The organism is Sphingorhabdus sp. (genome assembly GCF_040079335.1).
Taxonomy (GTDB): domain Bacteria; phylum Pseudomonadota; class Alphaproteobacteria; order Sphingomonadales; family Sphingomonadaceae; genus Sphingorhabdus_B.
Map to the genome: position 1 here is coordinate 127,793 of NZ_JBEBKL010000002.1, position 24,307 is coordinate 152,099.

Here is a 24,307-nt window from a genome sequence, read left to right on the forward strand (position 1 = left end):
ATCAGGCCAGCCAGTCGGGAACATGTTCGGCGTCGAGGATCGTCGCGGGGACAATGCGTTCGGCGACCACGGCATAACGATTGCCGCTTACCAGCACCTCGGGCACCAGTCCGCGGCTGTTGTAGGTGCTCGCCATCGTTGCGCCATAAGCACCACAGGTGCGGAATAGCGCAAGGTCGCCTGCCTGAACGACATCGATCTCGCGCGCCATCGCAAAGGTATCGCCGGTCTCGCAAACCGGGCCGACAATATTGGCGGTGAAGCGATTACCGCTAGGCTCGACCGCTTCGAAATCATGCCAGGCATCGTATAGGGCTGGACGGGCAAGGTCGTTCATTGCAGCGTCGACGATAACAAAGGGCACGTTGCCCGATCCCGGCTTGACGCGGATAACCTTGGTCACCAGCACGCCTGCATTGCCGCAGATCACGCGGCCCGGCTCGAACATCAATTGGACATTCCAGCCCTTGGTCGCCCGCGCGACCATTTCGCCATATTCATCCGGGTGCGGGGGAACATCGCCGTCCTTGTAGCGCACGCCAAGGCCGCCACCCAAATCAACATGGGTGATGCTGTGCCCGGAATTGCGCAAATCGGCGATCAGCTTGCCGATCTTGCCAAAGGCAGTTTCGAGCGGCTCGAGGTTGAGCAGCTGGCTGCCAATATGCAGCGCAACGCCGCGCATGTTGAGCCCGGGCAATCCCGCCAGTCGCGCATAAATGCCCTGCGCCTGATGCAGGCCCAGTCCGAACTTGTTTTCTGCCTTACCGGTTGAAATCTTGGCATTGGTCTGCGCGTCGACATCGGGGTTGATCCGCAGCACGGCATCGGCGCGACGGCCCAGAGTCTCGGCAATCGCCGCCAGTTCGCGACCTTCTTCTTCGGATTCGATGTTGAACTGGCCAATTCCTGCCTTCAGCGCAGCGACCATTTCCTCAGCGCTTTTGCCGACGCCCGAAAAGACGATATCCTTTGCCGGAACGCCTGCCGCCAGCGCGCGATTCATTTCGCCTGCCGAGACAACGTCTGCGCCATAGCCTTCACCTGCCAGCACCTTGAGCACGGCAAGATTGGGATTGGCCTTGATTGCAAAGGCGATATGCGGGTTTTCGATACCTGCCTTGGTCAGCGCTTCGCGAAACACCTGTGCGTGGCGCACCAGCGTTGCCTGCGAATAGACATAGACGGGCGATCCCACTTCATCGGCAATGCGCGAAAGCGGGACGTCTTCGGCGTGCATCACGCCATCGATGATCTGGAAATGGTCCATAAGAAAGGGGTCAGCCGGGCTTCTTCGGGTCTTCCGCGGTGGATTCCGCAGGCGCGTCGCCATTATCCGCTTCTGCGCCGGGCGCAAGGTCAAAAGGATCGTCGCGGCGGCGTTCCGAACGTCGCATCAATTCATCGCTGCGCCCCGGGCGGGTCTGGACCGAAGGGGTAGAGAGCTCTTCGGCGCCGGGAACTTCGCTTTGGCCATAGGCCTTGTCGGGCATCGCCTGTCCCACCTTGGGCTGCAAATCTCCGACTTTACCGCAAGCGGAAAGCGTCAGCACAACCAGCGCTGTTCCAGCTATTTTGCGCATCGGAGTCATATTCCCAGTTCCTTTCGCGCTGCCGCAACTGCCTCTTTTACCCGAAGTGGCGCGGTGCCGCCAGTGCTGGTGCGGCTGGCGACCGAGCCTTCGACCGAAAGGTCCGGCAGGGCAGTTCCGGCGAGGCGGGAATCGATCCCTGCTAGATCGTCTGCGGTCAGCAATTCGAGCTCGCCACCGCGCGCTTCGCACAGCTTGACCGCGCTGCCGGTGATATGATGTGCCTCGCGAAAGGGGATGCCATGCTCGCGCACCAGCCAGTCGGCCAGATCGGTGGCGGTTGAAAATCCGGTTGCGGCAACGGCGCGCATCCGCCTTGTGTCGAAGCTGACGCTGGAGACCATCCCGGTCATCGCGGCAAGGCAAAGGTCGAGCAGGTCGTGCGCCTCGAACAAAGGCGCCTTGTCGTTCTGCATGTCCTTTGAATAGGTCAGCGGCAGGCCCTTCATTGTTACCATAAGGCTGGTGAAGGCACCGATGATGCGCCCTGCATGGCCGCGAACCAGCTCGGCGGCATCGGGGTTGCGCTTTTGTGGCATGATCGAACTGCCGGTCGACCAGGCATCGGGCAGCTTGACGAAGCCGAAAGGTTGCGAGGCCCAAAGGATCATTTCTTCTGCCATCCGCGACAGGTGGATTGCCGCCTGCGCTGCACACGCCAGATATTCGATGGCAAAGTCACGGTCGGATACACCGTCCATGCTGTTGGCGGTTGGTGCGTCGAAATCGAGCGCGCGCGCGGTTGCGTGGCGGTCAATCGGGAAGGAAGTGCCCGCGAGCGCCGCAGCACCCAAGGGTGACTGGTTCAGCCGCCGCGCGCAATCGGCAAAACGGCTGCGGTCGCGCTTCGCCATTTCATAATAGGCCATCAAATGGTGGCCAAGCGTCACCGGCTGCGCGACTTGCAAATGAGTGAAGCCGGGCATGATGCTTTCAGCATGCTCGCCCGCGCGCTCGACTAGCGCCGCTTGAAATCCGGCCAGCGCTTTGTCGACTTCGGCACAGGCACCGCGCACCCAGAGGCGGAAATCGGTCGCGACCTGATCGTTGCGCGAACGCGCGGTATGCAGTCTGCCTGCGGCATCGCCAATCAGTTCGCGCAGGCGGCTCTCGACCTGCATGTGGATGTCTTCGAGTTCGATATGTTCGGGCACGCCTTGCTCTGCATATTCGCGTTCAATCGTCTCGAGCCCTTCGAGAATCGCTGCGACATCGTCGGCGAAAATTATGCCCTGCGCTCCCAGCATCGTGGCATGCGCCTTGCTGCCGGCAATATCCTGCTGCCAAAGTCGCTTGTCGACGGGGATGGAGGCGTTTATCTCGCGCATCACGTCTGCGGGGCCTGCGCCGAACCGGCCGCCCCACATGCTGCTGGAGTCTGATGTGCCGCGGGTAATGATCCTGTTCCTTCTCTTTGCCGGGCCGCTGTTTCTGGCGGCTTGCGATAGGGAAACTGCGCCATCGGGGCAAGCGGAACCCGCCAAAGGCCACGAGACAGCAAAAGAGGGCTTCGGGCCGGAAAGCAAGAGCGGGTTGAAGGCCGAGTTGAGCTATCGCTTTGCCGGGCGTGCTGCTCCAGACACCAGCTTTACCGGCGCCGACGGGCGAGACGTCGCGCTTAGCGATTATGCAGGTCGCCCGTTGCTGGTCAATCTGTGGGCGACATGGTGCGCGCCGTGCAAGGCGGAGATGCCGACGCTTGATGCGCTGGCGCAACTGGAGGAAGGCGAGATCATAGTGATCGCGGTGTCGCAGGATCTGCAGGGGCGCAAACCAGTGCGTGCCTTTTTCGATTCGGCACGAATCGTCAATCTCGAGCCCTTTACCGATCCGGAAAATGCGCTTTCATCCTCGGTTGGCGGCACCATCGCGCTGCCGACCACGATTCTTTATGACAGTCAGGGCAAAGAAGTCTGGCGCATTGTCGGCGGGGTCGAATGGGATGATGCCGAGATAGCGAAACTGCTCGACGAAGCCGCCTAAACGGCGTTTACATCAAGATCGGGCGCGGTTTCGGGCAATTGCAATTTCGATTGAGCTGCCCCTCGGTCATCGAACGGATCGCAGGCTTGCAATTTTGCTGGCGCGTGTCGTTCGCAGTATCGCGCTGGCTTTTGTTCTTCAGGAAAATTGTGGCCGGAGCCTTTTTTGCAGTGAAGGGCGAGGCACTGAGCGTCGCATGGGCCGGGCTGCACAAAAGCACCGAGGCAAGCAAGGCGCCGCCAAATGCAGTTTTGAAGCTGAACCCTCTCATCGGCATTAAATGCGTCTCCGAAGCTTGCTGTAAGATGAACGGCAAGCTCATGGTCCGGTCCTGGTGGGCGCTAACGGGCTCGAACCGCTGACCCTCTCGGTGTAAACGAGATGCTCTACCAACTGAGCTAAGCGCCCCAGCAGGACCAGCGCCGCCTTTGCCAAAGCTCTGCCGCCAAGGCAAGTCATATCGGCACGGCGACGCGATCAGCAATGGCCTCAAAATAGTCTTTCAGCTTGCCAGCCATCGCTTCGGACAATTCGATATAGACGCGGCGGGCATCATGCGGGTCTTGCCGTCGCACCAGATAGCCCGCCTCGGTCATATTTGTGATCCAGCGCAGCGCGGTTGTCGGCGGCACAGCGGCGGCGATGCACAGGCTGGATACCGAAACCTGCTGCCCCTCCTCTTGCGCTGCAAAAAGATCGAGCAAAATGTCCCAGCCCGGATCGGCGAACAGATCTTCGCCCAGCATCCGGTCGCGCATCCGGCGCAGTTTGATAATCTCGCGGATATGGCGGGCGTTGAACGGTGCATTGCGTCCGGAAGTCGGCTGGAGCGGCCGGAATGTATCCGGGGCGGCGTGGCGAAAGCCGACGGGCTTGTCGTGCACGGTCGAACCCGGCTGTCTGTCCTGTTCGGCAATGTGCGCAAGGGTGCGGGCGAAATCGGCGAGCTCGCTGCTGATGCGGTGGAGCGCGCCCAGCTCCCCCTGTCCTGCATCGCGGGCGCTGTCACCGAACCGCTTAGCCTTTACCGAACGCATAGCGCCCGACAATATCGGGACAGCTTGCCAATCGGCTGCATCAACAAAGAAATGGCATCGCTCCGGCGGTAGCTCGGCAAACGCGGCTTCCACCCCTTCAAGTGGAGCCCAGACCAGAACTTCGGTTGCATTGCCGTAGAGATAGCGATGAATCTCTGCCCAATCCGCTGTTGCTACATCGGAATCGGAGCAAAGGTCGATCAACAGAAAGTCGACCGATTCTCCCAATGGACGGATCTGGCAGCCACATTGCTGCGCCAACTTATGCAGTTGGTCAGAGCGTTCAGGTGAATAGCACAATATCGCAGCGGCCAGCTTAGGCTCGCTATAGTCAAAATCGGTCATCAGATGGTCCATCAAGTCGGGACCGGATTTGCGCCGACCCTTGTGTACCACCACCCGGAACCACATTTCTCCAATATGGAGCAGATTGTCCATCCCAAATCCGGCCCAAAACCCGCTTTGCCTCATCGCGCAGTGCAGCTAAGCAGGCAGCATGCGAACCGTCGGCCTTTGTTGCGCCGGGCTCGACACCTATTTCAGGAGTGTGAATGTGAACAAAGGAATCAAGACATGGCCCTTATCGATTTTGTTGATGGCGGGAACGGCGATGCCGACAGTTGTTGAAGCAGCCAAGCCGGTGGCGGCGCCCGCAGCGGCCAATGTGGTGCTCGATCCCTGGGTCGGCCCTTATGACGGCGTGCCACCATGGGATAAAGTCAAACCGGCCGATTTCCCGGCTGCCTTCGAAGAGGCTATGAAGCGTACGAAAAGCGAGTTTGAAACGGTCCTCGCCAATCCGGCACCGGTAACCTTTGATAACACGATCAAAGCGAACGAATTGGCTGGTGCCTCGGTCAATCGCCTTTTCTCGATCTGGGGTGTGCACAGCTCCAACCTGTCCAATCCCGAAATCCGCAAGATTCAGGCAGAATGGGAACCCAAGATCAGCGCCTTTTTCAACGAGCTGCAGCTTGACGCACGCTGGTTCCAGCGGGTGCAATATCTGTATCAGGAACGCGAGAATCTGGGCCTCGACAAGGCGCAGATGCGCTTGCTCGAACGCACTTATGACGGCCTTGTACGCAACGGTGCGCGGCTCAATTCAGAACAGAAGGCGCAGCTGATCGGGTATGAAACCGAAATTTCTAAGAAATTCTCCGATTTCCAAAACAAGGTGCTGGCGGATGAGGAAACCTACATCCTGCTGACCGACCCGGCTGACGTAGCCGGTCTTCCCGACAGCTTCGTCGCATCGCTGAAAGCAGCGGCTGAGGCCAAGGGCAAGACGGGCTGGGCGGTGGCCAACACTCGCTCGGCGATCCAGCCTTTCCTCGAAAATTCGCCGCGTCGTGATTTGCGCGAGAAGATCTGGCGCGCCTTTACCATGCGTGGGGACAATGGTGATGCCAATGATACCAACGCGACCATCGCCGAAATCCTGAAGCTGCGTCAGCAGCGCGCCGAACTGCTCGGTTTTGCAACCCATGCGCATTACCGCATGGCTGATACCATGGCGAAAGAGCCTGAAAAGGCGATGGACCTGATGATGAAGGTCTGGCCAGCGGCGGTTGCGCGGGTGAAGGAAGAGGTCGCCGACATGCAGGCGATTGCCGACAAGGAAAAAGCGGGCATTACGATCGAGCCCTGGGATTACCGCTATTATGCCGAGAAGGTCCGCAAGGCGAAATATGACCTCGACCAGAATGAGCTGAAACCCTATTTCCAGCTCGACAACATGGTTGCAGCGATGTTTGACGCTGCGAACAAGCTCTACGGTCTGAGCTTCACCGAAAATACCGGCACGGTTCCGGTATTCGAACCCGAAGTGCGCACATTCGAGGTAAAGCGCAACGGCAAGCTGATCGGGCTATTCTATCTCGATAACTTCGCGCGCGCAGGCAAACGCTCGGGCGCGTGGATGACCACCTATCGTGACCAGTTCAAACTTTCGGGCAAGAACAACATCACGCTGGCGTCGAACAATAATAATTTCGTGAAGGGCGCGGGCGGCAAGCCGACTTTGATCAGCATCGACGACGCTTCAACGCTGTTTCACGAATTCGGCCACGCGCTCCACTATCTCAACTACGACATCACTTGGCCCGGCCTTGGCAACACGCCGCGCGATTTTGTCGAATTCCCAAGCCAAGTGAACGAGAACTGGCTGCTGACGCCCTATATCCTCAACACCTATGCCAAGCACGCGGAAACCGGTGAGCCAATCCCGCAGGCACTGGTCGAAAAGATCAAGGCGAGCGATACTTTCAATCAGGGCTTTTCGACGGTCGAATATCTGTCGAGCGCGATCCTCGACATGATGTTGCACCACCGGAAGGATCCGGTAACCGACGCGCGCGCCTTTGAGAAAGAGGCGCTCGCCAAGATCGGCATGCCCAAGGAAATGGTGATGCGGCACCGCCTGCCGCAGTTCAACCACCTCTTCTCCTCGGACGGCTATTCGGCGGGCTATTACAGCTATCTCTGGTCCGAAACGATGGATGCCGACACCTGGGCTGCCTTCACCGACAAGGGTGATGTCTGGGACAAGGAAACCGCCGAGCGCTTCCGTTCGATGTTGTTGGCAACCGGTAATGAATCGGATCGCATAGAGGCCTATCGCGCTTTCCGCGGTCGCGATCCGGATGTGAAATATATCATGCAGAAACGCGGGTTTCCGGTTCCGGGAGAGGAACCCTCAGCGGAAGACATCAAATCGATTGTAACGACAGCGAAGTAGAATGCGGAAAGCAGCGCTGCTCCAAGTGCCAGAATAGACAAAAAGGGCGGGGGAAACTCCGCCCTTTTTTGATTCCGCACCACCCATCCGATTTCGCTTGCCCGCCCCCAGAAATGATATAAATATGATATCATCTTTTAACGGAGGGCAATCATGTCTGATTCTGCAATTCTCAATGCCAGCCGGGAACGCACGGCGCGGACCTTTAGTGGCTATTTGATGTTCGCCATCGCGCTCATCCTGTTTGGCGTCTGGATCTGGTCGATCTTTGCGGCGGTAGCCGTTGGCGGGTCGCCAGGAACCATTGGCGGAAGCGTAGCCTGGTTCTTCGCTTTCTGTATCGCTTCGTCGGGCTTTTACATGCTCCAACCCAATCAGGCTGCGTCGGTCACGATGTTCGGGGCCTATCAGGGCACGGACAGGAAAGAAGGCCTGCGCTGGGTGTGGCCGTGGATGACCTCGACCAAGATTTCGGTGCGTGCAAACAACCTGATTTCCGAAAAGATCAAGGTCAACGACCTGCGCGGTAACCCGATCGAAATGGCGGCGCAGGTTGTGTGGCGTGTTACCGATACGGCGCAGGCCTTGTTCGATGTCGATGACTATAAAGCCTTTGTCATTGCGCAGATCGAGGCGGCGGTGCGCACCATTGGCGCACGCTACCCCTATGATGATTTCGCGCATCAGGAGGTCACCCTTCGCGGCAACCATGATCAGGTGGGCGCCGAATTGCGCACCGAGTTGATGGCGCGTCTCGCCGTTGCCGGTATCACCGTCGACGAATGCGGCTTCACCCACCTTGCCTATGCGCAGGAAATTGCGGGCGCAATGCTGCGTCGCCAGCAGGCAGAGGCTGTGGTCGCGGCGCGCAAGACGCTGGTCGAAGGCGCGGTTGGCATGGTCGAAATGGCATTGGAGATGCTATCGGCGAAAAATGTCGTCGAGCTTGATGATGAACGCCGCGCGGCGATGGTTTCGAACCTGATGGTCGTCCTCTGCGGCGAACGCGACACCCAGCCGGTGGTCAATACAGGCTCGCTGTACCAGTAATTCTGATCATGCCGCCACCTGCCAAAAAAGCATTTCCCCTCCGTCTCGATCCGGCGCTTTACGCCGCGATCGAGCGGGCAGCGGCGGGTGACTTTCGCAGTGTGAATGCGCAGGTCGAGGTGTTGTTGCGCGAGGCGCTGGAGCGGCGGGGCATAAAAGTCGGTGTAACCGAGGGCCCGCGCCGTGGACGTCCACCCGCAAAAGAAGGATCGGGCTATGAATGATAGCGGAGATTGAGGATGCGCGACGAAGACAAGCCGTTCATTTTCTATAGAACAGGAAAATGGTCGTTCAAAATTGCACCACGCAATGCCGAAGGAGTGCGTGCCACGATTTTCTGGGTGCTGGCTTTGATACCAGTGACCGGACTGTTCATGTGGATGATGAATGGCGCGCAAACCGATGCTTTGACCACGCTTTACATCATCCTTTACATCGCCGCGATCGTGCTTTGGTCGCTGGCCAAGATGCGTTGGATGAAGGCGCGCAGCGAGATTGTCGATTTCGAGGAACTTCTGCAGATCAAGCGGGAGCAGGATCGGGCGAAGAAGAGGTCGGGCCGTTAAGAAGGAGACCGAAAATGCTACATCTTTTCATGGATAAAGGCCCTTGGTTCCGGGCCAAGCGCTATGGCTATGGTGCCGGGCTGCCATTTAAATGGCAGGGCTGGGTTTTGCTACTGGCGCATATGGCGCTGATTATCGGGCTGGCAGTTGGACTCGGAGATCGCCCAATGGTGGCATTACCCTTGATCCTGATCGCTGGCTTTGCGCCCCTGCCGATTTATGCCGCGCGCACCGAAGGCGGCTGGAAATGGCGGATGGGGAAAGATTGATCAGCCCGCGCCCAATTTTGCCCAGGCCAGATGGGCAAATTCGCACATCAAGGGCCTTGTATCGCGCGGGTCGATGATGTCCTCTACATTGAACTTTTCAACCGTGCGGAAGGGCGATGTGACGGCGTTCAGTCGCGCCTTGATTTCTTCGAGCTTCGCCGCCGGATCGTCGGCCGCCGCGATCTCTGATTTATAAGCCGCCTCCAGCCCGCCTGCGATCGGCAGGCTGCCCCAATCACCAGAGGGCCATGCGAAGCGATATTGGAAGCGCTCGCCATTCGACATCGCGCTGCCGGCAATGCCGTAGGCGCGGCGCACGATCACCGAGGCCCAAGGGACAGTTGCTTTATACACCGCGTTCATTGCCTCGACGCCGTACCGGATCGTGCCGGTGCGTTCAGCCTCCAGCCCGACCATGAAGCCGGGATTGTCGACCAGATGCACAACGGGCAGTTTGAACTGTTCGGCAAATTCGACGAAGCGTTTGACCTTTTGGCTGGTGAGCGCCTCCCATGATCCGCCCAGAAACGTCGGGTCGCTGGCGAGTACTGCCACCGGCCAGCCGTCGAGCCGCGCAAAGGCGGTGATCGCGGCACGGCCCCAGCGCTTCCCCATTTCGAACACCGATCCCTTGTCGAACACAGAGGTCATGACCGCGCGCATCGAATAGACCTGTTTGTCCTCATGCGGGACGATCGACAGCAGCTTTTCGTCGCGCCGGCCCACCGGATCGGTGCAGGCGGTGCGCGCCGCGAATTTGCCTATCGAAGGTGGCAGGTACGATAGAAAGCGCCGGGCGTAAGCGAAAGCTTCGTCTTCGCTTGCCACTTCCTCGTCGACAACGCCGTTTCGGGCATGGATCTCGCTGCCGCCGAGTTGCTCCTTCGACAATTCGTCACCGATCTGCGCCGCGACCACCGGGCCAGCAGCGAACAGCTGGCTCAGCCCCTTGACCATGATCGAATATTGGCTGGCAACGGTGCGCGCCGCGCCCATCCCCGCCGTTGGGCCGAGTGCCAGCGCCACCACCGGAACCGTCTCTAGATTCTTGATGATATCTTCCCAGCTAGGGGTGACGGGCACATAGGTGTAGCCGGTATCCTCAAGCGTCTTGACCGAACCGCCACCACCGGTGCCGTCGATCATGCGGATCAGCGGCAGGCCCATGGTGTGTGCCATTTTCTCGCACTGGACGAATTTGCGGTGCAGCGCCGCGTCAGCCGCCCCGCCGCGCACGGTAAAGTCGTCAGCCGAGGCGACCACCGGGCGACCATCGATCTGGCCGCGTCCGAAGATGAAATTGGATGGCGCGAAGTCGGTGAGTTCGCCCGCCTCATCATAGGTGCCGCGTCCGGCGATCTTGCCAATCTCGCGAAAACTGCCGGGGTCGAGCAGGCGCTTCAACCGTTCGCGCGCATCAAGCTTTCCCTGCCCATGCTGCCGTGCGAGCTTTTCCTCGCCCCCCATTTTTTCTGCCAGCACTTCACGCGCGCGCAGATTCTCGATCTCTCTCTTCCAGCTCATGGTTGAAGGGTAATTGAAAGCGCCGAAACGGTCATTCGAAAAACGATAGAATTGTCTAAACTGCGCAGTTTCTAAACAAAAATATACTCGGTTCGCTATAAATCGAGGATAGCCTCGCCCGGCTTTTTCAACCAGCGGTGTTTTTGCCTTAATCTTTTGGACGACTTTTGAGCCACTGGCCCTACCGCATCACAATGATGAGGGTTGTCGGGCATGGGTGCCCGCTCGATTATAAAACCTTCCTGCCGCAAATCGCCTGCTGTTAGTACCGATATGCCAAAATCCTCGTGGCCTGCTAGCAAGTACGCTATGGAGCTTTCGTCCACCCAGAGAGTTACCGACAATCCATCATCCGATCTTTTTGCGTCGAAATTGCTGCTTTCCGGTTCGCCATTTGCAATCCACTGCGGATGAATCCGCCTCAACAATAGCTGTTCGTCCAAGATGGTTAAGTCGTCAGCGGACACCCGTTAATCATCCCGACCAAACGCGCTTCAGCTTAGCTGCCGCAAAAGTCGATCAGCAGATTCTTCGCAGCATCAATGGATATCAATCCGTCAGGTCCGCTCAAATCACCAGTCGTCAAATTTTCGATACAAAGTTCTATGGTAGGGCCAGGATTAATTCTAACATCAAGCTCCGTATCACCTTTGACCCAAATGAGATTTACTCCGCCGCTAGGGTTCAAAACCACACGCGGTGTGACGCAGGCAACCCTGTGACCAGCGAGTATCAAATCTACCGCATGGGGCTGGGTTCCGATATCCAAAGGCGACGCATTGTAGCCGTCCCAATTCCCCCCCCACTCCTCTAATCCTTTCAACTGTCGAAGAGCGGCTTCAACTGGTGCGGGGAATGGTCGATTACCCTGACGCCGCCACTCAATTTTAGTGCCGCTCGCTAAACCGGGATCGTACACTTCGACAACAGCTTGTGGTGGCGAAGTTGTCTGTCGCCACCTGACATCAGCTCTGGATCCTGAAAAAATAACCCGATCACTGGCTGGCTGCCAGAAGTCATAGTGATCGTCTGTTCTAAGCGCATTACTCACGGTGTCTCTCCCCACCTAGCTCGCATTTCGTTGTTTGTTATGCCCATAAAACCTGCGTTTATACTGTCACGGGCGATCTTCAGGAAATCCTCGATCTTCCCTACAGTATCCGTCTTTGGAAGGCTCCTTGCTGTTAATTCTAGTCTAAAGGCTGGCTCCCCGTTCTCGCTCGAAAATACGGGCTGTAGAACGGTATGAAGCCTCCCGACCATGCTTCCATCGTTGTTGACTATACGATGCTGCCTGACACGAGTGTATGTTTCCGGAACCAAAAATGGCACATGCAGGCCAAGCGGGTCCACAGCAAACGCCGAACAAATGTCTGCAAAACTGCTGCCGAAATCAGCTACCGGAATAATGTTAACATTTGTCACTTCGCATTGCCTAAGGTTTGGTTCCGCCAATCCAGCTGCGCTAAGATACTCATTAAAAGTGTGATATAGTTGCCGAAATCGCGCGTATGTTTTCTCCCAGCGAGGGTACTCGGATTCATCGCTCGCTTTTGTCCAATTGAAGCTAAACCTATCCTGTTGAAGTTGGATGAGTTCCTGATCGTTCCGAAACATCATTCTCGGCAGCCTAGCAGTTGCTGGAACTACGCGAAAATCCAGTTCGATACTTTGGCGAAGTTCGTCACGCTCTACAGCGGTTTCAATTGGCAACTGATGGTCGTGCTGGGGGAATTCGTTTTTCACCAACGACCAAAATTCGCCGACATGAACGAAGCTGAATCCTTCAATTGGATCGAATGCCGCCGTAATTGCTTGCTCAACAAGCGGCGGATTCACGAAATTTGGGCGAGTGCGGCTCATATAAAATGGTTCAGGCAAAGCATGCTAAAAGAATCTGGCATTCCATTTCCCACAAGTAAAGCACAGTTTATCCACAAGCTGCATATCCAGCTTTTAACTTCTGACCCGTTAATCCAGTTTTGGCAGTGTAGGACAGTCCTTTCTGCAGGCCACAATAGCGTAGCCGAATAACTGACCGACATTGCCGCCCGCGCCAACCTTGCCTATATCACTCCCATGTCTTCCATACGCCCCTGGCGCGATATCGCGCGTCGTCAATCCCGCCAGATCATGGTCGGTTCGGTTCCCATTGGAGGCGACGCACCGATTGCGGTGCAGACGATGACCAATACGCTCACCAGCGATGCCAAGGCGACGATTGATCAGATCCGCCGCTGCGAGGATGCGGGCGTGGATATCATCCGTGTCTCCTGCCCCGATGTGGAAAGCACGGCGGCGCTCAAGCAGATTGTCCGCGCGACGCATGTCCCGATCGTTGCCGATATCCATTTTCACTACAAACGCGCACTTGAGGCGGCGGATGCTGGCGCGGCATGCCTGCGTATTAACCCCGGCAATATCGGCAGTGCCGAGCGCGTCAACGAAGTGGTCAATGCGGCGAAGGCCAATGGCTGTGCGATCCGCATCGGCGTCAACGCTGGCTCCCTCGAAAAAGACCTGCTCGAAAAATATGGCGAACCTTGCCCCGAGGCGCTGATCGAATCTGCACTCGGTCATATCAAGCTGCTGCAGGATCGCGATTTCCACGAATATAAGGTCGCGGTGAAGGCGTCGGACGTTTTCCTCGCAGTCGCCGCCTATATGGGTTTGGCCGAGGCAGTCGATTGTCCGCTGCATCTGGGGATTACCGAAGCTGGTGGCTTGATCGGCGGCACGGTGAAATCGGCGCTTGGCATCGGCAATCTGCTTTGGGCGGGGATTGGTGATACCATCCGTGTGTCGCTATCTGCGGAGCCCGAAGAGGAAGTCCGCGTCGGTTATGAAATTCTGAAGACGCTGGGCCTGCGCACGCGCGGCGTTCGCGTGGTCAGCTGCCCCAGCTGCGCACGGCAGGGCTTTGATGTGATCCGCACTGTGCAGAAACTCGAAGACGCGCTGCAGCATATCAAGACTCCGATGTCGCTTTCGGTCCTCGGCTGCGTGGTCAACGGCCCCGGCGAAGCGCGCGAGACCGACATCGGCATCACCGGCGGCGGCAATGGCAAGCATATGGTCTATCTGTCGGGCGTCACCGACCATCATGTCGCGGATGCCGATATGATCGGCCACATCGTCAAGCTGGTCGAGGCCAAGGCGGCGGAGATTGATGCCGGAACCGCTGTCAGCATGGATACGCTGCACGGCAAGGCTGCCTGAGCGCGGTCGGGGCTGAGCAATGCCGACGCGCCACGGGCTACCGCCCGCCCATCTGCTGCTTGCCGTTGCGATTATGGCGGTGTGGGGGACGAACTTTGTCGTCATCAAATATGCGCTCGAACATCTGCCGCCGCTGACGCTCGCCTTGTTGCGCTTCTCACTGGCGTTCTTCCCGCTCGCCTTTTTCCTTCCCAGACCGAAAGTCGGCTGGGGGAATCTCGCTGCCTATGGCACGCTGATTGGGGCAGGACAGTTCGGGATATTGTTTACCGCGATGCGTGCGGATATCACCCCCGGGCTTGCCTCACTGGTGGTGCAGACGCAGGTCTTTTTCACCATCTTCCTTTCGATGCGACTCGCCGGGGAGAAGGTCGGGGCCTACCAGATAGTTGCGCTGTTGCTGGCGAGCAGCGGACTGGCAGTGATCGCCTTCCACACCGATGGCAGCGCAACCCCGCTGGGCCTTGGGCTGGTGCTGCTTGCGGCATTCAGCTGGTCAAGCGGCAACATGGTTTCGCGGCAGGCGGCGCCGCAGAACATGCTATCCTATGTCGTCTGGTCGAGCATCTTTGCCGTGCCACCATTGCTCGTCTTTGCATTGCTGCTTGAGGGACCGGAAGCCATGATGGCAGGAATCAAGGCGGCGGACGGTGCAACATGGGCGGCGGTGCTCTGGCAATCGGTGGGCAACACCATGTTCGGCTATGCGGCATGGGGCTGGCTGCTCAACCGCCACCCGGCCGGGGTTGTCGCACCGATGGCGTTGATGGTGCCGGTGTTCGGAATTGGCGCATCGGCGTTGCTGCTGGGTGAGCCGTTGCAATCATGGAAGTTGATCGCGTTCGCTTTGGTGATGGCGGGTCTTTCGGTCGGCATGCTTTGGCCGCGCATCAAACAGGGAATGGGAAAATGACGCTATCGATACGATCTGCCACTGCAAATGATATACCGCTGATCGCGCAATTCATCCGCGATCTGGCCGAATATGAACGGCTGGCGCATGAGGTGCGCTTTGATGAATCCACTCTCGGCAATCGCCTCTTTGGCCCACGCCCTTATGCCGAGGTGTTGATCGGAGAAATTGATGGCAAGCCTCAGGGTTTTGCCCTCTTCTTCCACAATTTCTCGACCTTTGAGGGGAAACCGGGGATCTATCTGGAGGATCTGTTCGTCCGGCCAGAGGCGCGTGGCTCGGGGCTCGGCAAGGCGTTGCTCAAACGATTGGCGGCGCTGGCGGTGGAGCGCGATTGTGCGCGGCTCGAATGGTCGGTGCTCGACTGGAACGAACCCGCGATCCAGTTCTACAAGTCGCTGGGGGCAAAGCCGATGGACGAATGGACTATCTACCGCGCCGATGGGGCTGCATTGATCGATCTGGCGAAGGGCGGCTGATGCACGAACTGCTGTTTGCTTTGGCGGCGTCCACCTCCGCGCCTTTAGCAGCGCCCACACCAGCCCCTGTGCCGCCGCCGGTGCGCGAAGCCACACCCGAAGACCGCTATTCGACCATCGCTTATGATCCCACCGAAGATGCGGCGTCGCAGCTTGAAGTGAAACTGAAAAGCTTGGCGATTTCGGGCAAGAAACTGCTCATCATCATGGGCGCCAACTGGTGTCACGACAGCGCCGCGCTCGCCAATATGCTGGATTCCGCGCGCTTTGTCGGAATGATCACGCAAAATTACGAGGTGCTCTTTGTCGATGTCGGCGTTCCGCAGAGAGGCAAGGGCCGCAATCTCGATATCGCCAAGCGCTTTGGCGTCAAAAAGATCAAGGGCACCCCGACGGTGCTGGTCGTGTCACCCGAAGGCAAGCTGCTCAACAGCAAAAAAGACGCCGCCAGCTGGCGCAACGCGGCAAGCCGCGACGAGGATGCAGTTTACCGCTATTTTGCGGAATTTACCCCCGCTTAAGCCTGTTTGGTTAAACTGGCGGCATGTGGAAGCTGCTTGCTCCCATCTTTATACTTGCGGTCGCGGTTGGCTGGGCCTTTCCGCGTGATCTGGTTGTGCCTGCAACTGAACCTGCGGATACAGCGCATCACTATGTCATAGAAGGCACCGCCAAAGCACAAAATGTCGGTTCAGGCAGTTTCGATGCGGTTGAGCTGGAGCGCCAGCCCGACGGGCATTTTTATGCCGAAGGCGATGTCGGTGGCACATCCATCCGCCTGATGGTCGATACCGGCGCAAGCATGATCGCGCTGAGCGCCGCCGACGCGCGCAAACTCGGTTTCGACTGGAACGCCAGCGAGTTGCAGCATGTCGGGCGCGGCGTGAATGGCGATGTGCTGGGCAAGCCGGTGCAGCTGGACAGCGTCACCATCGGCGATCTTCAGGCGGACAATATCGAGGCGGTGATCATTCCCGAAGGGCTCGACGTGTCGCTGCTTGGCCAGTCCTTCCTGTCGCGGGTCGACAATGTGCAGATCGAAGGCGACCGGATGACGCTGAACTAGGGCGTCAGCGCTTCAGTAGAAACACCGCATGTTCGGCGAGCAGGTTCGCCATCGCAGCGCCGCGCTGTTTCTCACCCGTCAGATACCATTCGCCTTCGATGGTGTAGCCGCGTTCCTTCACGAAGCTTTTGAAGTCGTCGATCGTCACATGGTGGATATTGGGCGTGTCGTACCAGCGGTGCGGCAATTGCCTGGTCACCGGCATCCGCCCGCCAAACATATGCGCGAACCGGATCTTCCACTGCGCGAAATTGGGGAAAGAGACAAAGGCCTGTTTGCCGATGCGCAGCAGCTGGTCGAGCACCAGGTCGGGCCGCCTCGTGGTCTGCAACGTCTGGCTGAGGATCGCATAGTCGAACGAGTCGTCGGGATAGTCGGCAAGGTCGGTATCGGCATCGCCCTGCACCACTGCCAGCCCGCGGGTCACCGCATCGGCGACATTGGTCGCGTCCAGTTCCATCCCCCGTGCGTCGATGCCCTTCTGATCGCGCAACGCCGCCATCAGCGCGCCATCGCCGCAGCCGACATCAAGTACCCGGGCACCGACAGGAATGTGCGCCGCGATGGCGGCCAAGTCAGGGCGTAAGGCAATCACAGGGCACCCGCTTTCAGAAAACCGTCAATAATCCGGTTCATTTCAGGGGCGTCGAGCAGGAAGGCGTCATGGCCGAAGGGGCTTGAAAGTTCCACAAAGCTGGCTGCGGCCCCGGCGGCGTTCAATGCCTGCACCACGCGTTTGGATTCGATCGTCGGATAAAGCCAGTCGCTGTCGAAACTGATCAGGCAGAAGCGCGTGCGGGTGCCTTGAAAGGCTTTGGCGAGCACGCCGCCATGATCCTCGGCCAGATCATAATAGTCCATCGCACGGGTGATATAGAGATAAGAGTTGGCGTCGAAACGCTCGACAAAGCTCAGTCCCTGATGGCGCAAATAGCTTTCGATCTGGAAATCGGCGTCGAAGCCGAAAGTCTTGCTTTCGCGGTCCTGCAACTGTCGCCCGAATTTCTGCGTCAGCCCCTCTTCGGACATATAGGTGATGTGCGCCGCCATGCGTGCAACCGCGAGACCGGCATCGGGTTGTTCGACCGAGCCATAATAATTGCCGCCCTGCCAATTGGGATCGGCCATGATTGCCTGCCGCCCGACTTCGTGGAAAGCGATATTCTGCGCGCTGTGCCGCGCGGTCGAGGCGATGACGATGGCGGACTGGACACGATCGGGGAACAAGGAGGCCCAGGTCAGCGCCTGCATCCCGCCCATCGACCCGCCGATCACGCAGGCAAGGCGTTCGATCCCCAGATGGTCGAGCAATATCGCCTGCGCACGCACCATGTCGGCGATGGTGATGACCGGGAAGTCCATCGCATAGGGCTGGCCCGTGCCGGGATCGAAACTGGCCGGGCCTGAAGAGCCGAGACAGCTGCCCATCACATTGATGCAGATGACGCAGTGGCGCGTCGGATCGATTGGTTTGCCCGGGCCGACCATCGACAGCCACCAGCCGGGTTTGCCCGTAATCGGATGCTTTGAGGCAACATATTGATCCATGGTCAACGCGTGGCAGATTAGGATCGCGTTCGACTTGTCGGCGTTCAATTCGCCATAGGTTTCATAGGCGAATTCAACGGGCGCAAATTGCACGCCGCTGTCGAGCCGCACCGGCCCCAGCAGTTTTGTCCGCCTGTCGAGGCCAAATCGACCGTCTTCGCTCATGGCTTTGCGACATATCAGCCTCTTCATGCGAGGCAAGCGCCGATATTTTTTGCTTCACGCGAAGAACGCGAAGATTTTCAAGAGGTCAGTTGCGATTCAAACCGGCCGCGCGCAGCGCACAAAATGAAGAATGTCGCTTCGTGACCGGCGATTTCTCCGAGAACTACCCTCTTCAAAATCTTCGTGTTCTTCGCGTGAAATATCATGGCACCGTCAGAGCGGGCATGTGTAACGGTCCAGTTGCACACTATCCCCCCCGCCGCTATGGCGCCCTCCATGACACAGCCTGAAGCCAAACCCTGGATCAACGCCATTCACGCCTATACGCCCGGCAAGGCAAAGAGCGATGACGGGCGGGTGCTGATTAAGCTGTCGGCAAACGAAAACCCGTTGGGGTGCAGCGAGCAGGCGACCGCTGCACTGGTCGAGGCGCGCGCTACGCTCGCCCGCTATCCTGACCCTGCATCGAACGCGCTGCGCGAGGCATTGGGTGAGGCTTATCGGCTGGAGGCAGACCAGATCGTTTGCGGCACTGGTTCGGACGAACTGCTCAACCTGATCGCGATGGGGTATGCAGGCGCGGGGGACGAGATCATCTATGTCCGCTACGGCTTTTCGGTCTATGACATTGCCGCGCGCAAATGTGCCGCGACCGTGGTTGTCGCGCCCGACAAGGACTATGGCACCGACGTCGATGCGCTGCTCGCTTTGGTCAATGACAAGACCCGCCTGGTCTTCATCGCCAACCCGAACAACCCGACCGGCACCTATAGCGACGATGCCGAAATCGCGCGGCTGCATGCCGGATTGCCGGCCGATTGCGTGCTGGTGCTCGACCAGGCTTATGGCGAATATCTGGAGGATGATGGCCCGGCGGCATTCGATCTGGCGCGCAAGCACGCCAATGTTCTCATCACCCGCACATTTTCGAAGATTTACGGGCTGGCGGCCGAACGTATCGGCTGGGCCTATGGCCAGCCGGGGTTGATCGCAACACTCAACCGTATCCGCGCGCCGTTCAATGTCACCAGCGCCGGTCAGGCGGCGGCGATCGCCGCGCTCGCCGATACCGATTTCGTCGCGCACAGCCGCAAGCATAATCTCGAATGGCGCGACTGGATGGCAGCCGAGATTGCGGCGCTTTCGAACCACGGCCTGAAAGCGATCCCGAGCTGGGCCAACTTTCTGATGATCATCTTCGAAGGCACGGTCAGCGCGGAGACGGTGTACAAGACGCTGATGGACGAAGGCTATATCGTCCGCTGGCTGCCTGGGCAGGGCCTTGCCAACGGCTTGCGCATCACCATTGGCAGCGAAGCGGAGAATCGCGGGGTCATGGCCGCGTTGCGCAAGATACTGGAAGCGCACAGCTGATGCACGAAATGTCCTGCAACTTTCACCGTAGTGCTGAGCTTGTCGAAGCACGCCTCGAAGGGCCGCGCGATTCTGAGAGGCGCCCTTCGACAGGCTCAGGGCTGCGGTTTTGGGTTGGAGCGGCATTGTAATGCTGCCATTTGCGCGCGTCTCGATCATCGGGCTGGGCCTGATCGGCTCCTCGGTTGCGCGCGCGATCAAGGCCAATATGCCTGAGGTGCGGGTTACGGGATATGATGCCGACCCCGATGCGCGTGAACGCTCGCGCGATCTGGGCTTCTGTGACGATGTTGCCGACTCTGCTGGCACCGCTGTGATCGATGCAGGGCTGGTCATTCTTTGCGTGCCTGTGGGCGCTATGGGCGCTGTCGCCGAAACCATCGCCGCAGACCTGCCAGCCGATGCCATCGTCAGCGATGTTGGCAGCTGCAAGCAAAGCGTAGCCGAAGCATTGGCCGCCGCCCTTCCGCAGGCAACTATCATTCCGGCGCATCCGGTCGCGGGCACCGAAAAGAGCGGGCCCGACGCTGGCTTTGCGACATTGTTCACAGGCCGCTGGTGTATCCTCACCCCGCCTTCAGACGCGCCTGAAGCAGCGGTCGAGGCCTTGTCGAGCTTCTGGCAACGTCTGGGTGCCGATGTCGAGATCATGGATGCGCGGCATCATGATCTGGTGCTCGCTGTCACCAGCCACCTTCCGCACTTGATCGCTTATACGATTGTCGGCACTGCCGATGATCTGGAGGAAGTGACGCAGAGCGAGGTCATCAAATATTCGGCCGGCGGTTTCCGCGATTTCACCCGCATCGCAGCCTCTGATCCGGTTATGTGGCGCGACGTTTTCCTCAACAACAAGGAAGCCGTGCTCGAAATGTTGCAGCGCTTCAGCGAAGACCTGACCGCGCTGCAACGCGCGATCCGCTATGGCAAGGGTGACGATCTCGAGGCGCTCTTCGCGCGCACCCGCGACATCCGCCGTTCGATCGTCGAGCAAGGGCAGGATGATGATGCGCCCGACTTTGGGCGGAAGCACTGAGATGAGGGGATTGGCCATTTCCCGTGTTGCAGGATTGGCCATTCTTAGTGCTATGTTTAGTGGCTGTGCAACTACTCTAATTAAGAAACAGACGACCCTCTCGGCCGAAGAATGGGTGCAGGTTGAAGCACGGAAAAAGATCACCGAAAGTGGGCAATTGCTGCACAGCGAAACGCCGTCAGCAGAAGCTATGACCCAAGCAAAGGCACTGGGTGTCCGCACCGATGGATTTTATTGGTGGAATGAAGAGGGTCGCCTCGATGAGTCTTTTCGATTTCGCAAAAAGAGCAAGCGGATCTACACAATGTATATCCGTTTTTGCGAGGATGGTTCGGTCGCTTCGGCGTCAACAAGTGGCCTACCTGAGCAAGTGAAGCCATGGTTGACTTGCGGCCCATTAGATCCAGGCTATTCGCATGGTGTAGTAAAGCTCGAAGGAGACCGGATGCATTTCCGTTTGTATATGTGGACCGGCGAAATTGACTATTGGGGCTCGGTAAAGCGCCAATCTTCAGGTCTATCCCATGCGCTTGAATTGAGATCGATTTCGCGGATCAAATCCGCTTCCATCTATGGGAAAGTGCTGAACGAGCGCTTTGCTTTTCATCCTTTCAAGCCCTGATCTTTGCGCCAAGCTTAGTTATTCAGCACATTGATAGCCGCATGCACCCGGGCTTCTACCTCTTCGCGTGGCAGGCCGGGGGGGATGGTTTCTCCCACCTTATAGGTCATTATGCCCGGTTTCCACCAAGGCTTGCCCTTCGGCGTCAATACACCGCTGTTCACAGCAATCGGCACCACGGGCAAGCCCAGCAACTTATAAAGCCCGGCAAAGCCCGACTGCAGCGGTGGCCGTTCGCCGTGCGGAACACGGGTGCCTTCGGGGAAGATCACGATCGGGCGTCCCTCGGCCTGAATTTTGCGCGCTTGCAATATCATGGCGCGCAATGCGCTGGCACCCGCATCGCGGTCGACAGGGATCATACCATAGGTTTCGGCGGCGGTGCCCCAGCCCGGGATGTCGAACAGTTCACGCTTGGTTATCACTGCGGGCAGATGGAACAGGCGCGGCATGTCGATCGTCTCGAACATTGCCTCATGCTTGATTGCATAGAGCACCGGTTCCTCGGACAATTTGCCATCGACGGCCACTTTGATGCCGAGCAGCCATTTCGCGCAGTCATGATGAAACTTGCTCCAGCCATAGACTGATGACCGTAATAGCGGGCGCGAAATATAGGCGCCGAGAAGCGCCGCCAGCACATAAGGGACCGAGCCGATATAAAATATGATGCCGAAAAGCAGCGATCGGATCAGGAACATGGGCTAAACCCCGGCTAGCGCGGCTGCGCCTCTCAGCCAATATTTGTTATATTCGCGGAACAGCACATAAAAGCTGGGCTTCGTCGGCACCGCATCGGCCAGAATCTCGACATCGTCGGGCACGGCAATTTCAAGTTCGAGCAGGCCGCGGCGCATGTGCCAGTCATGCGTTACCACACGCAGCGTCTTAACCTTGTTGCGCGCTACCCAGCGGGCTGTTTCCAGCGCATTGGAACGGGTATCGACCGCGCGAAAGCCCAGATCGATGCAGCAATTGAACAGCTTCATCGGGCGCTTATATTCGGCGGCGAGTTCGGCGGGCTTAACGTCAAGATCAACCCCGGAAATCAGCATCCGGCGCGCTTTGCCTTTTTCCAGCACCTCCAGCCCCCGGTCGATGCGCTTTGCGCCACCGGTCAGCACGACCACGCCATCGGTGCGATCAAGCGGGGCCGGTTGCGGCAGGAACAGCGCAAATCCGGCAAAGCCGAGTATCCAGATCAACAGGATAAGCGAGAGAATCCGTCTAATCATAGCATTTTCTTGAGCGTCGACAGCACCGTCCAACGGGCCATCGCCATCGACAGCGCAGTAACCGCGACCGGTATCAACAGCAAGAGCGGCCAGCCATAAAGCGGCACCGAGGCCCCCGAAAGCAGGCCCGGTTCCAGCGCAGCGACCCTTTCGCCGAGCAACAGGATTACGACAACCGCCAGCGCCAGCCCCAAAGCACCGCCGAACAGCGCGTCGAGTGCGACCCGCCGCTGAAACAAACGCGCGACCTGCAAATCGGTTCCGCCCATCATGTGCATGATTTCGATCGTGCCCTTATGTGTGTTAAGCGCACCGCGCACCGCCAGAGCGACAGTCGCCGATGTGGCGAATAGCAGCAGCAATACGATTGCGAGCGCCACCCATAGCATCGAATAGACAAGGTCAAACCAGGGCTGCAGCCATTGGGCATTGCCATCGATGCGCACCGAAGGTGCGATCCGGGAGACGTCCCGGCGCAAAGCGGTCAGCCGAGCGCGGTCTGGCGCAGCATCGAATTCCAGATCGATCAGTGCCGGGACCGGGATGTCGCTGTCTTCGGCGACATCGCCCAGCCACGGCTCCAGCAACGCCCGCGCTTCGCTTTCGGGCACGATATTCACGTCGCTGATCCCGGGTTGCTGGCGAAGGCGAGAGGCCACCTGTTGCTGCTGTGAAAGGCGGGCTCCGGGATCATCCTCCAATATCTGTACCGTTGCCTGCCGCGAAAGCGATTCGCTGCCCTGACTTGCGGCATGCACCAGCGCCAAGGCCGCTGCTGCTGCAAGCAAAGACAGGAACAGCATGATCGCCATCACCCAGGGCATCGGCCCGGTAAAGCGGCCGTCGGGGATCAACTGGCGTTCGTGCGGATTGGCGGTGAAGGGCAGATTGAGTTGCACAGACTAATTCCGCAAGACCAGCGGGCGGGGCGGATGCTTGAGCGAACCGGTGGGGTCAGACAGCCTGCCCTTGTCGAGCCGCATCATCTGCGCGCCCTCGATTTCTTGCAACAAGTGGATGTCGTGGGTCGCGACGACAACCGTTGTTCCGAGCCGGTTCAAGGCTGCAAACAGCTTCAACAGGCGCAGCGCCATGTCCGGATCGACATTGCCCGTCGGTTCGTCCGCCACCAGCATTTCGGGCCGCCCGATGACCGCGCGGGCGATGGCAACGCGTTGCTGCTCCCCACCCGACAGCGTTGCGGGACGGGCCGAGGCGCGTTCGGTCAAGCCGATCCAGTCGAGCATTTCGTTGACTGGCCCCGCCAGATCGCGCTCGGAAATCCCGGCAATGCGCAAGGGCAGGGCGATATTGTCGAACGCGCTCAGATGCGACACCAACCGGAAATCCTGAAACACAACGCCGATGCGGCGGCGGAAACCGGGCAGGCGGCTGCGCGGCATGTTGACCAGATCCTCGCCAAACATGCGGATTGCGCCGCGGCTGGGCCGGTGCGCCAGATAAAGCAGTTTGAGCAGCGACGTCTTGCCCGCGCCCGAAGCGCCGGTGAGGAAGTAGAAACTTCCCGGGAACAGCTTGAAACTGACATCGGTGAGCGTTTCCGCACCGGTGCCATATCGCAGGCCTACATTGTCGAATTCGGCAACGCTTTGCATCGCGCAACCGCATTGCACATTAACCACGGCTTCGCAAAGGCGTGTTTGCGCGACCAGCTGCCCGCGCGCGACGATAAAACGTGTTCCGTCCACAGCATAATCGCCGGATATGCTTGCATCCGTGAATCGCTGGTGTCTATGACTGGGACATGCTGCTCGTCTGCCCCGAATGCCGGACCCGCTATGTTGTTCCCGACAGTGCTATCGGCGCAAATGGACGACAGGTGCGCTGCGCCAATTGTCGGCACAGCTGGTTTCAGGATGGTGTAAGCC

The 24,307-nt window shown here is 58.7% G+C and carries 30 protein-coding genes and 1 tRNA gene; 16 read left to right on the plus strand and 15 right to left on the minus strand.

Going from position 1 to position 24,307, the window contains the following annotated elements; translation table 11 throughout:
- Position 1: 1 nt before the first annotated feature.
- From lysA to argH, 3 genes are read right to left on the minus strand one after another with little or no spacing between them, the layout of a single operon-like run.
- Entirely contained in the window at positions 2–1,270 is a 1,269-nt protein-coding gene (lysA, locus tag ABL922_RS01320; RefSeq protein ID WP_349022401.1) for a diaminopimelate decarboxylase, read from the minus strand.
- A gap of 10 nt (positions 1,271–1,280) precedes the next feature.
- Positions 1,281–1,592 (minus strand): hypothetical protein, encoded by a 312-nt coding sequence (locus tag ABL922_RS01325; RefSeq protein WP_349022402.1) that lies wholly within the window; start codon positions 1,590–1,592, stop codon positions 1,281–1,283.
- A complete protein-coding gene (gene argH, locus ABL922_RS01330; RefSeq protein WP_349022403.1) occupies positions 1,589–2,959 on the minus strand; it encodes an argininosuccinate lyase in 1,371 nt (456 codons plus the stop codon). The genes ABL922_RS01325 and argH overlap by 4 nt, the downstream gene beginning before the upstream one ends.
- Here argH and ABL922_RS01335 point away from each other — a divergent pair.
- Together ABL922_RS01335 and ABL922_RS01340 are read left to right on the plus strand one after the other, a co-directional pair.
- On the plus strand, positions 2,958–3,575 hold the full coding sequence (locus ABL922_RS01335; protein WP_349022404.1) for a TlpA disulfide reductase family protein: 618 nt from the start codon (positions 2,958–2,960) through the stop codon (positions 3,573–3,575). The genes argH and ABL922_RS01335 overlap by 2 nt on opposite strands.
- 50 nt (positions 3,576–3,625) lie before the next feature.
- Positions 3,626–3,937 carry a hypothetical protein gene (locus tag ABL922_RS01340; protein ID WP_349022405.1) on the plus strand — a complete coding sequence of 104 codons (312 nt, stop codon included), beginning with the start codon at positions 3,626–3,628 and terminating at the stop codon, positions 3,935–3,937.
- Here the strand turns inward: ABL922_RS01340 and ABL922_RS01345 are convergent.
- Together ABL922_RS01345 and ABL922_RS01350 are read right to left on the minus strand one after the other, a co-directional pair.
- Positions 3,908–3,983 (minus strand) — tRNA-Val (locus ABL922_RS01345). The genes ABL922_RS01340 and ABL922_RS01345 overlap by 30 nt on opposite strands.
- Positions 3,984–4,030: 47 nt before the next feature.
- On the minus strand, positions 4,031–5,050 hold the full coding sequence (locus ABL922_RS01350) for a MarR family winged helix-turn-helix transcriptional regulator (RefSeq protein WP_349022406.1): 1,020 nt from the start codon (positions 5,048–5,050) through the stop codon (positions 4,031–4,033).
- 115 nt (positions 5,051–5,165) lie between these two features.
- Here ABL922_RS01350 and ABL922_RS01355 point away from each other — a divergent pair, with 115 nt between their 5' ends.
- From ABL922_RS01355 to ABL922_RS01375, 5 genes are all read left to right on the plus strand, one after another.
- A complete protein-coding gene (locus ABL922_RS01355; RefSeq protein ID WP_349022407.1) occupies positions 5,166–7,352 on the plus strand; it encodes a M3 family metallopeptidase in 2,187 nt (728 codons plus the stop codon).
- A gap of 153 nt (positions 7,353–7,505) precedes the next feature.
- Positions 7,506–8,402, plus strand: coding sequence for an SPFH domain-containing protein (locus ABL922_RS01360; protein ID WP_349022408.1), 897 nt, complete (start codon positions 7,506–7,508; stop codon positions 8,400–8,402).
- Positions 8,403–8,410: 8 nt separating this feature from the next.
- On the plus strand, positions 8,411–8,626 hold the full coding sequence (locus ABL922_RS01365) for a toxin-antitoxin system HicB family antitoxin (protein WP_349022409.1): 216 nt from the start codon (positions 8,411–8,413) through the stop codon (positions 8,624–8,626).
- A 15-nt stretch (positions 8,627–8,641) separates the two neighbouring features.
- Positions 8,642–8,968 (plus strand): hypothetical protein, encoded by a 327-nt coding sequence (locus ABL922_RS01370; RefSeq protein WP_349022410.1) that lies wholly within the window; start codon positions 8,642–8,644, stop codon positions 8,966–8,968.
- Between the two features lie 14 nt (positions 8,969–8,982).
- A complete protein-coding gene (locus ABL922_RS01375) occupies positions 8,983–9,237 on the plus strand; it encodes a hypothetical protein (RefSeq protein WP_349022411.1) in 255 nt (84 codons plus the stop codon).
- Here ABL922_RS01375 and ABL922_RS01380 read toward each other — a convergent pair whose 3' ends face one another.
- The 4 genes from ABL922_RS01380 to ABL922_RS01395 form a co-directional block, all read right to left on the minus strand.
- The gene (locus tag ABL922_RS01380) at positions 9,238–10,761 is read right to left on the minus strand and encodes a carboxyl transferase domain-containing protein (RefSeq protein WP_349022412.1); all 1,524 of its coding nucleotides are present in this window, start codon (positions 10,759–10,761) and stop codon (positions 9,238–9,240) included.
- Between the two features lie 95 nt (positions 10,762–10,856).
- Entirely contained in the window at positions 10,857–11,228 is a 372-nt protein-coding gene (locus ABL922_RS01385; protein ID WP_349022413.1) for a hypothetical protein, read from the minus strand.
- Between the two features lie 32 nt (positions 11,229–11,260).
- Positions 11,261–11,812 carry a hypothetical protein gene (locus ABL922_RS01390; protein WP_349022414.1) on the minus strand — a complete coding sequence of 184 codons (552 nt, stop codon included), beginning with the start codon at positions 11,810–11,812 and terminating at the stop codon, positions 11,261–11,263.
- Positions 11,809–12,624 carry a TIGR04255 family protein gene (locus ABL922_RS01395; RefSeq protein WP_349022415.1) on the minus strand — a complete coding sequence of 272 codons (816 nt, stop codon included), beginning with the start codon at positions 12,622–12,624 and terminating at the stop codon, positions 11,809–11,811. Before ABL922_RS01395 ends, ABL922_RS01390 begins: the two co-directional genes overlap by 4 nt.
- Positions 12,625–12,840: 216 nt before the next feature.
- Here ABL922_RS01395 and ispG point away from each other — a divergent pair, with 216 nt between their 5' ends.
- From ispG to ABL922_RS01420, 5 genes are read left to right on the plus strand one after another with little or no spacing between them, the layout of a single operon-like run.
- A complete protein-coding gene (gene ispG / locus ABL922_RS01400) occupies positions 12,841–13,980 on the plus strand; it encodes a flavodoxin-dependent (E)-4-hydroxy-3-methylbut-2-enyl-diphosphate synthase (protein ID WP_349022416.1) in 1,140 nt (379 codons plus the stop codon).
- Between the two features lie 19 nt (positions 13,981–13,999).
- A complete protein-coding gene (locus tag ABL922_RS01405) occupies positions 14,000–14,893 on the plus strand; it encodes an EamA family transporter (RefSeq protein ID WP_349022417.1) in 894 nt (297 codons plus the stop codon).
- A complete protein-coding gene (locus ABL922_RS01410; RefSeq protein WP_349022418.1) occupies positions 14,890–15,372 on the plus strand; it encodes a GNAT family N-acetyltransferase in 483 nt (160 codons plus the stop codon). The genes ABL922_RS01405 and ABL922_RS01410 overlap by 4 nt, the downstream gene beginning before the upstream one ends.
- On the plus strand, positions 15,372–15,893 hold the full coding sequence (locus ABL922_RS01415) for a thioredoxin family protein (protein WP_349022419.1): 522 nt from the start codon (positions 15,372–15,374) through the stop codon (positions 15,891–15,893). Before ABL922_RS01410 ends, ABL922_RS01415 begins: the two co-directional genes overlap by 1 nt.
- 23 nt (positions 15,894–15,916) lie before the next feature.
- Entirely contained in the window at positions 15,917–16,438 is a 522-nt protein-coding gene (locus ABL922_RS01420) for a TIGR02281 family clan AA aspartic protease (RefSeq protein ID WP_349022420.1), read from the plus strand.
- Positions 16,439–16,442: 4 nt separating this feature from the next.
- On the opposite strand, the gene metW is transcribed toward ABL922_RS01420, so the two are convergent.
- Positions 16,443–17,030, minus strand: coding sequence for a methionine biosynthesis protein MetW (gene metW / locus ABL922_RS01425; RefSeq protein ID WP_349022432.1), 588 nt, complete (start codon positions 17,028–17,030; stop codon positions 16,443–16,445).
- Positions 17,030–18,151, minus strand: a complete 1,122-nt coding sequence (locus ABL922_RS01430) for a homoserine O-acetyltransferase (protein WP_349022421.1) — start codon at positions 18,149–18,151, stop codon at positions 17,030–17,032. Before ABL922_RS01430 ends, metW begins: the two co-directional genes overlap by 1 nt.
- A gap of 264 nt (positions 18,152–18,415) precedes the next feature.
- On the opposite strand from ABL922_RS01430, the gene hisC reads away from it, so the two are divergent.
- From hisC to ABL922_RS01445, 3 genes are all read left to right on the plus strand, one after another.
- Positions 18,416–19,525, plus strand: coding sequence for a histidinol-phosphate transaminase (gene hisC / locus ABL922_RS01435; protein ID WP_349022422.1), 1,110 nt, complete (start codon positions 18,416–18,418; stop codon positions 19,523–19,525).
- A 130-nt stretch (positions 19,526–19,655) separates the two neighbouring features.
- Positions 19,656–20,561, plus strand: coding sequence for a prephenate/arogenate dehydrogenase family protein (locus tag ABL922_RS01440; RefSeq protein WP_349022423.1), 906 nt, complete (start codon positions 19,656–19,658; stop codon positions 20,559–20,561).
- A gap of 1 nt (position 20,562) precedes the next feature.
- Positions 20,563–21,183 (plus strand): hypothetical protein, encoded by a 621-nt coding sequence (locus tag ABL922_RS01445; RefSeq protein ID WP_349022424.1) that lies wholly within the window; start codon positions 20,563–20,565, stop codon positions 21,181–21,183.
- Between the two features lie 14 nt (positions 21,184–21,197).
- Here the strand turns inward: ABL922_RS01445 and ABL922_RS01450 are convergent, their stop codons facing one another.
- The 4 genes from ABL922_RS01450 to ftsE are packed head-to-tail and all read right to left on the minus strand — an operon-like array spanning position 21,198 to position 24,034.
- A complete protein-coding gene (locus tag ABL922_RS01450; protein ID WP_349022425.1) occupies positions 21,198–21,884 on the minus strand; it encodes a lysophospholipid acyltransferase family protein in 687 nt (228 codons plus the stop codon).
- Between the two features lie 3 nt (positions 21,885–21,887).
- Positions 21,888–22,418, minus strand: a complete 531-nt coding sequence (locus tag ABL922_RS01455) for a YdcF family protein (protein WP_349022426.1) — start codon at positions 22,416–22,418, stop codon at positions 21,888–21,890.
- Positions 22,415–23,317, minus strand: coding sequence for a cell division protein (locus ABL922_RS01460; RefSeq protein WP_349022427.1), 903 nt, complete (start codon positions 23,315–23,317; stop codon positions 22,415–22,417). The genes ABL922_RS01455 and ABL922_RS01460 overlap by 4 nt, the downstream gene beginning before the upstream one ends.
- A 3-nt stretch (positions 23,318–23,320) precedes the next feature.
- Positions 23,321–24,034, minus strand: coding sequence for a cell division ATP-binding protein FtsE (gene ftsE, locus ABL922_RS01465; protein ID WP_349022433.1), 714 nt, complete (start codon positions 24,032–24,034; stop codon positions 23,321–23,323).
- A 149-nt stretch (positions 24,035–24,183) separates the two neighbouring features.
- On the opposite strand from ftsE, the gene ABL922_RS01470 reads away from it, so the two are divergent.
- Positions 24,184–24,307, plus strand: a 124-nt coding sequence (locus tag ABL922_RS01470) for an MJ0042-type zinc finger domain-containing protein (RefSeq protein ID WP_349022434.1), incomplete at its 3' end; no start/stop codon positions are given.

Coding starts and splice junctions, on each gene's coding strand:
- lysA (WP_349022401.1), bottom strand. CDS start 1,270: ATGGACCATTTCCAGATCATCGATGGCGTGATGCACGCCGAAGACGTC.
- ABL922_RS01325 (WP_349022402.1), bottom strand. CDS start 1,592: ATGACTCCGATGCGCAAAATAGCTGGAACAGCGCTGGTTGTGCTGACG.
- ABL922_RS01335 (WP_349022404.1), top strand. CDS start 2,958: ATGCTGCTGGAGTCTGATGTGCCGCGGGTAATGATCCTGTTCCTTCTC.
- argH (WP_349022403.1), bottom strand. CDS start 2,959: ATGTGGGGCGGCCGGTTCGGCGCAGGCCCCGCAGACGTGATGCGCGAG.
- ABL922_RS01350 (WP_349022406.1), bottom strand. CDS start 5,050: ATGGACAATCTGCTCCATATTGGAGAAATGTGGTTCCGGGTGGTGGTA.
- ABL922_RS01360 (WP_349022408.1), top strand. CDS start 7,506: ATGTCTGATTCTGCAATTCTCAATGCCAGCCGGGAACGCACGGCGCGG.
- ABL922_RS01365 (WP_349022409.1), top strand. CDS start 8,411: ATGCCGCCACCTGCCAAAAAAGCATTTCCCCTCCGTCTCGATCCGGCG.
- ABL922_RS01370 (WP_349022410.1), top strand. CDS start 8,642: ATGCGCGACGAAGACAAGCCGTTCATTTTCTATAGAACAGGAAAATGG.
- ABL922_RS01375 (WP_349022411.1), top strand. CDS start 8,983: ATGCTACATCTTTTCATGGATAAAGGCCCTTGGTTCCGGGCCAAGCGC.
- ABL922_RS01380 (WP_349022412.1), bottom strand. CDS start 10,761: ATGAGCTGGAAGAGAGAGATCGAGAATCTGCGCGCGCGTGAAGTGCTG.
- ABL922_RS01395 (WP_349022415.1), bottom strand. CDS start 12,624: ATGAGCCGCACTCGCCCAAATTTCGTGAATCCGCCGCTTGTTGAGCAA.
- ispG (WP_349022416.1), top strand. CDS start 12,841: ATGTCTTCCATACGCCCCTGGCGCGATATCGCGCGTCGTCAATCCCGC.
- ABL922_RS01405 (WP_349022417.1), top strand. CDS start 14,000: ATGCCGACGCGCCACGGGCTACCGCCCGCCCATCTGCTGCTTGCCGTT.
- ABL922_RS01410 (WP_349022418.1), top strand. CDS start 14,890: ATGACGCTATCGATACGATCTGCCACTGCAAATGATATACCGCTGATC.
- ABL922_RS01415 (WP_349022419.1), top strand. CDS start 15,372: ATGCACGAACTGCTGTTTGCTTTGGCGGCGTCCACCTCCGCGCCTTTA.
- ABL922_RS01420 (WP_349022420.1), top strand. CDS start 15,917: ATGTGGAAGCTGCTTGCTCCCATCTTTATACTTGCGGTCGCGGTTGGC.
- ABL922_RS01430 (WP_349022421.1), bottom strand. CDS start 18,151: ATGAGCGAAGACGGTCGATTTGGCCTCGACAGGCGGACAAAACTGCTG.
- hisC (WP_349022422.1), top strand. CDS start 18,416: ATGGCGCCCTCCATGACACAGCCTGAAGCCAAACCCTGGATCAACGCC.
- ABL922_RS01440 (WP_349022423.1), top strand. CDS start 19,656: ATGCTGCCATTTGCGCGCGTCTCGATCATCGGGCTGGGCCTGATCGGC.
- ABL922_RS01445 (WP_349022424.1), top strand. CDS start 20,563: ATGAGGGGATTGGCCATTTCCCGTGTTGCAGGATTGGCCATTCTTAGT.
- ABL922_RS01450 (WP_349022425.1), bottom strand. CDS start 21,884: ATGTTCCTGATCCGATCGCTGCTTTTCGGCATCATATTTTATATCGGC.
- ABL922_RS01455 (WP_349022426.1), bottom strand. CDS start 22,418: ATGATTAGACGGATTCTCTCGCTTATCCTGTTGATCTGGATACTCGGC.
- ftsE (WP_349022433.1), bottom strand. CDS start 24,034: ATGCAAAGCGTTGCCGAATTCGACAATGTAGGCCTGCGATATGGCACC.